The organism is Oceanobacillus sp. MO10714A (genome assembly GCF_037072045.1).
GTDB lineage: Bacteria > Bacillota > Bacilli > Bacillales > Amphibacillaceae > Oceanobacillus > Oceanobacillus indicireducens.
The window spans coordinates 1-8,219 of record NZ_JAXHDC010000076.1; the positions used below are offsets into that span (position 1 = coordinate 1).

The window sequence follows — 8,219 nt, forward strand, 5'->3', positions numbered from 1 at the left end:
GTAGTGTAAAGCCCTATGTCTATTATTATAGATTTATAGTAAACTAAGACTATCGTTATTTAAAGTAGTTTTAGGAGGCTTCCAGTGAAAGAAATAGTTATTATATTGGCGGAAATTGTGAATGATATCCATGATATATTGACCGATATGTTCGGTTTACATATGACAGATAAGCAGCTTCATTTCTGGATCATCGGTATTATTGGAATGGTAACGTTCTTCATGGTGTATTTTTTCTTTAAAATCATTGAAAAAATGAAGTGGAGTACAACGATTCTTTCCTTTGTTTATACATTTACCGTTATGGTTGTCCTTGTATTTGCGATCGAGCTGCAGCAAGCAATCACGAACAGAGGAAATATGGAGTTTGCGGATGCAGTAGCGGGGCTATGGGGATTTATGGTGATGTTTTTGATTTATGCGGTGGTGGCAATACTCATTTATTTCCTATTTAAGACATTTAAAAAGAAAAAGTGAAAATGGCGTTTTCATAATTAATGTCAGAAATTACAAAGCTCGCTATTGAACTTATATACAATAGCGAGTTTTTTTGTGGTAAGCTGATTGAATCCAAAACAGTATTATGAAATTCATTATAGTAATCTTTTACTCTATATTCGTCAACGACATCCCATCACCATCTGATTCTACGGTTTACTTCCAATTATAATCACTAGTTTCCTCTTCACCGCTGTTATAAATTTTCTTAATCGTTTCGTCTGTCGTTACAATCCATGCGTCACCGTCTTCTTCAATATTTGTTACGGTTGCATCGATGACCTCTTGCTTCATGCCACTTTCCGCTAAGCGATCTACTAAGTCCACTTGCATGCCATGAAGGGCACTATCATCCTTGATATACGGACGAACGAGCTCATAATCATCCGCATTAATTGCTTCAACAAGGTTATAAATATAATTTAACGTTGCTTCTTCTACTTGCGCATCTACATCATTGCTTGCAGGTTTTGAAGCTGACTTGGCAGCCTGATGCAGTCCCTGTGAACCTTCGAGGGTTTCCGTAGCTTCAAAATCTGTATTGCTAAACATTCCATACGAATTTGCTTCATCAATCAGCCATTTATCTTCCTCCGCATCGAAAATGATACGAAGTGCTACGGTGTCAATTCGTTCTTCTAAATCAGGCTGCTCGTCACTATGAAAAGTGGAGGCTGTAAAATGGAAATTAGCTGGGACGGAAACTTCATTTTTGTCATAGAACGTTAGCTCGTCATAATTTAGTTCGATTTTTTCTAGTTGCCCTGTGAAGTTCTTTCCATAATCTATGTTATAAGCAAAATTGTCTTTAAAAGTCCCTCTTAAACTTTCCGTAACAGCCGTATAAATAGTAGCATCGTTCGCTGCATAGGCTTCCACATATTCTTCTCCATACAATAAAATTACTTCTGATAAATGATCCATTAGCTCCTTGCTTACAGTGTTCAAGGTGAGCTCATAGTAATCTTCTTCAATCTTTATCTCATCTAGTGTTACCTTACCCCATTCTGTTTCAATAATTGGGGTTGCCGTGACAGAACCATCCAGGTTTAGCGGACCGAATGCTTCAATATTTAGGCTTTCATCGAAGGGGATCTGCTCTTCATTCACTTCCATATATGCATTTTTAATCGGACTGCCATTCTCATTATATAAGTGGAATGTTGTCGATTCTGCATCCAGTTGAATATCCTGATAAACCGTATCACTAGAGCTGTCTCCGAGGATTACTACATCCTCTGATTCAGCTTCCGTCAATTACCCGCTGTAAGTGCTATGTATTGTATACTTACCGGGTGCGAGTGGCCCATAAACAATATTTCGTTCATCGTTCTTTTTGGCAGGGAATGTTTCCTCATTAAATGTTGTTTCTATATTTTCAAAAGGCAGATTGAAGTCCGCGTATTGCGGTACTAAAGAAAATAGGTATTTAGGAAAAATAAATAAATGCTTGCCGTTCTCCGTTAGTTTCATCAGGTCATTCTGGTAAGAAAAGTCTTCTAAATTCGTCGTTTCGATGTTGATATAATGTGCCTCATCTTTTGCAAGCGCGATAAGTGCTTCTGCCTCTGCTTGTGAGATCGATTCACCTTGCATCCTTGTCATATCCTGAACTTTTTCATAATCTTCATCAATTATTGCTGTGATGAACCGTTCTGCCGTTTTTTCTGGAGAGAAATATGACTTCCCCCATGTATAGCCGCCAATCATGATAACCAAAAGAGCGGCAGCTGCACCTATGATTATTTTTTGTTTCTTCGAGTAAGTTCTTGGCTGCTTTTTAGGAGGGATAACTGTGCCCTGTGCCGAAGAGGCGTGCAATTTATGCCCACAGTTCTGACAAAAGTTTAAGGATTCATCGATAGCTTCTCCACATTCCTGACAGTACTTTTCCATGTCTGATAGACTCCTTTATATGAAATATTTTTCACGCATTAACGGTCTGTAATACCCCCACCTCAAAACACGAGGGAAAGCTACTAGGTGAAGGTGGAGATAAACAGTCCGGCAATCCCTGATTCTGTTCAACTAACATTCAGTGGGGGAAGGTAAGGAAACCCCACTGAATGAAGTTTCACTTTATTCATCTATTCAATCATTAGTAGTATAGACTAATATTTCCAGTTTGTTAAGCTGATTTTACTATTTAATGAATATAAAGTGATTAAAAATACTCTAGAAAAATGCGTGATTGATTCTAAAGGTCTATAGTTTCCTTTACAAAAGTCCCGGGAATGTGTATTATTATCTCGATGTAGGTGAATCATACTAGAGAAAGAGTGATAATATGCATGAATGTTTTAATTGCCACAAAGAAATCGGGGATGTTACGTTTTGTGGCCATTGCGGGGAGCGCCAAGCTTGTCAGGAATGCGGGGTGCAGTTTGAGCGTAAGAGTGCTTTTTGTCTGAACTGTGGGACGAAGCGAGAGGGCGAAAGTGAGTCCCAAACAATTGCTGATACAGAAGAGCGAACAGGAGGTACGGACCAAGCAGAGGCGTTGGCCCAAGCCAATCAGTCGGAGAAACAAAAGCAAGAGCCCCAACAACAGCCCGCGGTACCCATACAAGAAAATAGTTTTGTAGATTCCATGAAACAAAAGGCGCAAAAATTAGGCAAACGAAATCTTTCTATTATCGGCGGGATTCTTATTGTTTTGATCGCTTTTTTCATCTTCCAGGGATCTAATGACAGTCCGGAAAAAGTGATAGAGAATTTTTTCACAGCACTTAGTGATGGAGATGTGGAGAAAATAGAGCAGTATGTCGATCCGCTTGTTTGGGAGGAAATGCTAGATGAAGATGTGATGGAAGCGATGGAGATGCTTGAAAATCTGGATGTGACGATGGAACTGCTTGATCTTGAACAGATAGACACTGGCGAGGATTACATCGATTTTGAAGCGACTGTGAAGTACAACTCCGTCTTTATCGATGCCGAAGATGCAGAAGAATTAGTGAGTGTAGAAGTGATGCAATACGGTGATAAATGGTATATCTCGGATGTGTACTAATAAAGCAATAATACATAGAATTGAATGAATTTCATAATTACTAAAGTCGGCTTTCCCATCACCATATGTAGTTGGGAACGAACCAACTCAACTACATATGGTGATGGTGAAGCATTAAATACGTATTATGAAATTCATTAAATTAATTTAACGTTTATGCAGTAAACCCATTTCTTATTGTAAATAAAATGTAGATAGCTAGAGGAGACTAAATGATAGTTTCCGATGGCTATCTTTTTTCAGATTTTTTGAAGCAAAATTAATTATTACTGAGCTAGCAATGATTCGCTGCTTATTATTTCATTATTACTTCCCATTCCCGAACGGATGAACTTTTAAAACAAGCGCAGAAGTTAGGCATGACTAAAATATATACAGATAAAAATGGCCGCATAAGAAGGAAAAATGAAAAATTTGTACTACCTAACCATTAGACTGGAAGGACGAGGAGGCAGGTGCTTTTTTAATTTAGATAAATCAACGTATTAGTATACTTCTCCGCAAGAAAAGCAAACTGTAAATTGTTGCTCAAATTCCGGAACTTCAACAAATTTACTATCGTTGCAAGCTTTACATTTCATTTTTACCTCTCCCTTCATCACGCATTTACGGTCTATAATAACCCCACTGAATAAAGTTTTTCCTTATTATTTAAATATTTTAACAAATGAATTAACTTCATAATTACCAAAGTCGGCTTTTCCATCACCATATGTAGTTGGGAACGAACTAACTCAACTACATATGGTGATGGTGAAGCATTACATACGTATTATGAAATTCATTAAAATTAAAACTTGTTTGGAAAGGCTTATTAGTACAATAGAGGCTATACCAAGTACTGAGTCTGTTTTTACAGCTACGTTGTCCATGACGGATAGGTAGCGGGGCAATGAACATGTTCTTTTGTTTTTTGTATAAACCCAAGTAATTAGGGTTGAATAGAGATGTTTGTGTGGTACAATAACAATTACTCACCTAATGAAAGGAAGATCCACCGTGAAAGTAGTGAACAATATTGCTGAATTAATCGGAGAAACTCCGTTAGTGAGATTAAATAAAATTGCGGATTCAAATGGTGCAGCTATTTACGTCAAACTCGAATTGTTTAACCCTAGCCGAAGTGTGAAAGACCGGGCTGCTTTTTCTATGCTGGAACGAGCGGAAAAAGAGGGATTAATTAAACCCGGAGCAACGATAATCGAACCGACTTCGGGAAATACGGGAATTGGTTTAGCGATGAATGCCGCTGCTAAAGGATATAGAGCGATTATCGTCTTACCGGATACATCGACAAAAGAAAGGGTCGACATATTACGCGCGTACGGTGCTGAAGTTGTCTTTACACCGGGAGCTGGAAAGATGCCGGCAGCGATTGAAAAGGCGAAGGAAATTGCTGCTGTGACACCAAATAGCTTTATTCCGATGCAATTTGAAAATGAAGCAAATCCAGCTATTCATCGGATTACAACAGCAAAAGAAATTATCGAAGCGGTGGAGCAAGAACAAAAGAAACTTGCGGCATTTGTTTGTACTGCTGGGACCGGTGGGACGATAACCGGAACGGGAGAAGCACTAAAAGCGTATGATTCAGAGATTCAAAATATTGTCGTCGAACCAGCAGGGTCTCCTGTCTTGTCAGGTGGTGAACCCGGAAAACATAAATTAGTTGGAACGAGTCCTGGGTTTATTCCGGATATTTTGAATACGTCAATTTATGATGAAATTATTCAAATTGAAGATCAAGATGCTTATGATACCGTTTATGACCTTGCTCGTCAGGAAGGGATTTTATTAGGACCCTCTGGTGGTGCTTCTGTTTTCGCTGCTTTAAAGGTTGCAAAACGACTGGATCCAAGTCAAACGGTTGTCTGTATTGCCCCGGACAGTGGCGAGCGTTATTTAACGAGTGATTTATTTTCTGTGTAATTTACATATAACAAGCTATTAAAATAGATGGTTGTGGAGGTGAGGACATGTATTTATCCATTAAAGAAATTAAGAAAAGCTTTCCCATAAAAGACAATGAAAGATTAGAAGTCTTGGACCATATTAATCTGGAAGTGGAAAAAGGGAGTTTCGTTTCGATTGTTGGTCCTTCAGGCTGCGGGAAATCAACATTGCTTTATTTGATTGCCGGCTTAGAAAAAGTAGATGAAGGATTGATTACGGTTGCTGGAAAAGAAGTAAAAAAACCCGGCCCGGACCGTGTTGTTGTATTCCAAGAGGACGGTTTATTCCCATGGCTGACGGTGCTCGATAATGTCACCTATGGCTTGAAAATAAAAGGGCAATCCAAAGATGAGATGGAGAAAAAAGCGAAAGATATCTTGCAAATGGTGCATTTGAGTAATTATGCTGATTCGTACCCTCACCAATTGTCAGGTGGGATGAAGCAGCGCGTATCGATTGCGAGAGCGCTTGTGATGGAACCGGATATTTTATTAATGGATGAACCATTTTCCGCATTGGATGAACAAACCCGAATGGTGTTGCACCGGGAGTTGCTCGAAATATGGAGGAAAACAAATGTCACGATCTTTTTTGTGACCCATAATATTCGAGAAGCGGTGCAATTATCGGAGAAAGTGGTGGTGCTTGCAACAAGACCAGGGAAAATAAAAGAAATTATTCCCGTACCAACGACAAAAGATGGGGTCATGCCTGATTCTGTTACTTTACATACGGAACAAAGAATATTAAGCCTCCTAGAGGGAGAAATAGAAAAAGTGTTAAAGGAGGAAATGGGAGATGACTACAGCTTTAAGGCGAATCCTGTTCATCGCAGTGATAGCGGTGATATGGGAAGTAACATCTAGAGTTTCCGGGCTGCCAGACTTTATGTTCCCAAGCTTACTCCTTGTCCTGGAGACACTTTTTACTGGATTAATCGATGGGCAAATTACAGCAGCCGTGATCAGAAGTATTGGGAGGATTCTCCTTGGATTTTCGATTGCTACCTTAATAGGTCTTATTTTTGGTTATTTAATTTGGCGATATAAGCTGGTGGAAGATACATTAGGTTTTCTCGTCACGGCATTACAATCCATTCCGAGTATTGTTTGGTTTCCGCTCGCGATTATTTGGTTTGGCTTAAATGAGTTCGCAATTCTTTTTATCGTAACCATTGGTGCCACATGGACGATGACAATGAATGCATCGAGTGGATTTAAAAATGTGCCGAGGCTGTATCAACGGGTTGCGAAAACCTATGGATCAAGCGGGTTTCATTTTCTAAGAACAGTTATTGTCCCGGCGTCTGTCCCACAATTATTATCCGGTATGCGTATTGCATGGGCATTCTCTTGGCGCGCCTTGATGGCAGGAGAATTACTGGCGAGCAGTGGTGGTCTTGGACAATTACTCGATGCCGGCCGTTCCTTAGGACAAATGGATCTCGTTATCTCTGTCATGATTATTATCGCAGTGATTGGAACGATTATGGACCAACTTATATTCTTACGGTTGGAGCGTTCCGTTCAACGAAAATGGGGAATCAGTTAGATTACTTGAGGAGGAATAGGATGATGAAAAGGTTTGTTCAATTGTTGTTAGCAATCGCTGTTATCGGAGTAGTGTTGGCAGGGTGTTCGAATGACGAGGATACCGTTACGATTGGATATTTTCCCAATTTGACACATGTTGCATCGATTGTTGCTTTGGAAGAAGGTTATTTTGCAGAAGAATTTGGGGAAGATATCACAATTGAAACACAAACATTTTCAAATGGCGGATTATTTATGGAAGCCATGCAAACAAATGAAATCGATGTCGGTACGGTTGGACCAGGTCCACTATTAAATATTTATCTGCAAAATCCAGAGTTTCATATTATTTCTGGTGCCGTTAATGGCGGGGCAGTACTTGTAACGAGTGAAGAAAGTGGCATCGAGTCACTGGAAAATTTAGATGGAAAGCGAGTCGCCATTCCGGTTATCGGTAGTACGCAAGATGTGATGCTCCGTAAAGCATTACAAGAAGTTGGCTTAGAAGCAACGTCAAGTGGTGGAACTGTAGAAATGCATGCGGCAGCACCAGCAGATACAGCAACTTTATTTGTTCAAAATTCGGTAGACGCTGCAGCAACACAAGAGCCGTGGGGATATATCTTGGAAACGCAGGCTGGCGGTGAGTTGCTGATGGATTATGATGAGTTTGCTTGGGGAGAGGAATCAACCAATACGGTAGTAGCTGCCCGTAGCGATTTCAAAGAAAATACCGAGCTCACGGAGCAGTATTTACAAGCGCATAAACGTGCAGTTGAATTTATCCAAGAAAATCCAGAAGAAGCACAACAAATTGTGATTCAGCATATTCAGGATTTAACTGGGAAAGAAATTGATAAAGAAGAAACAGCAGCAGCCTTTTCCAGACTACGTGTAACGACAGATGTGAATGAACAAGTCATTCAGGAAATGGCGGATATTAGTCTAGAGGCAGAATATGTTGATTCGAATGATATTGAGGGGATGATTGATCTTTCTATTTTAGAGGGGATGGAGTGATTCGTGGGCATCTTTGTTCCAGATTGGAAGGAACAAAGATGCCTTTTTTCTTTCCTAATGAATTGATTCCTTACTGTCCAAAATGTGGGGAAGAAATGAATTTATGGGGCCGCCCATGGAACTTCTTGGAAGGTGAAGAATATCGTGCGAGCTGGCAACGTGCAGTGGATTCTATTTATAACAACAAGGAGGATATGCAAACG

Annotated in this window: 8 protein-coding genes; 6 read left to right on the plus strand and 2 right to left on the minus strand. The window is 39.7% G+C overall.

Annotation, left to right across the window (positions count from 1 at the left end):
* Window positions 1–84: 84 nt before the first annotated feature.
* Window positions 85–477, plus strand: coding sequence for a hypothetical protein (locus SPD53_RS18945; RefSeq protein ID WP_188858767.1), 393 nt, complete (start codon window positions 85–87; stop codon window positions 475–477).
* A gap of 177 nt (window positions 478–654) precedes the next feature.
* Here SPD53_RS18945 and SPD53_RS18950 read toward each other — a convergent pair whose 3' ends face one another.
* Together SPD53_RS18950 and SPD53_RS18955 are read right to left on the minus strand one after the other, a co-directional pair.
* Entirely contained in the window at window positions 655–1,755 is a 1,101-nt protein-coding gene (locus SPD53_RS18950) for a TcaA NTF2-like domain-containing protein (protein ID WP_336253491.1), read from the minus strand.
* Window positions 1,756–2,394, minus strand: coding sequence for a TcaA second domain-containing protein (locus tag SPD53_RS18955; RefSeq protein WP_156857751.1), 639 nt, complete (start codon window positions 2,392–2,394; stop codon window positions 1,756–1,758).
* Window positions 2,395–2,785: 391 nt separating this feature from the next.
* Between SPD53_RS18955 and SPD53_RS18960 the strand changes: the two genes are divergently transcribed.
* The 5 genes from SPD53_RS18960 to SPD53_RS18980 all read left to right on the plus strand — a co-directional run bounded on the left by SPD53_RS18960 (window position 2,786) and on the right by SPD53_RS18980 (window position 8,016).
* Window positions 2,786–3,511 carry a hypothetical protein gene (locus SPD53_RS18960; protein ID WP_336253492.1) on the plus strand — a complete coding sequence of 242 codons (726 nt, stop codon included), beginning with the start codon at window positions 2,786–2,788 and terminating at the stop codon, window positions 3,509–3,511.
* Between the two features lie 999 nt (window positions 3,512–4,510).
* A complete protein-coding gene (cysK, locus tag SPD53_RS18965) occupies window positions 4,511–5,440 on the plus strand; it encodes a cysteine synthase A (RefSeq protein WP_188858788.1) in 930 nt (309 codons plus the stop codon).
* Window positions 5,441–5,487: 47 nt separating this feature from the next.
* A complete protein-coding gene (locus tag SPD53_RS18970) occupies window positions 5,488–6,330 on the plus strand; it encodes an ABC transporter ATP-binding protein (RefSeq protein WP_336253493.1) in 843 nt (280 codons plus the stop codon).
* On the plus strand, window positions 6,263–7,015 hold the full coding sequence (locus SPD53_RS18975; protein WP_156857747.1) for an ABC transporter permease: 753 nt from the start codon (window positions 6,263–6,265) through the stop codon (window positions 7,013–7,015). Before SPD53_RS18970 ends, SPD53_RS18975 begins: the two co-directional genes overlap by 68 nt.
* Before the next feature lie 20 nt (window positions 7,016–7,035).
* Entirely contained in the window at window positions 7,036–8,016 is a 981-nt protein-coding gene (locus tag SPD53_RS18980) for an aliphatic sulfonate ABC transporter substrate-binding protein (RefSeq protein ID WP_336253494.1), read from the plus strand.
* The last annotated feature ends 203 nt before the right edge of the window (window positions 8,017–8,219 follow it).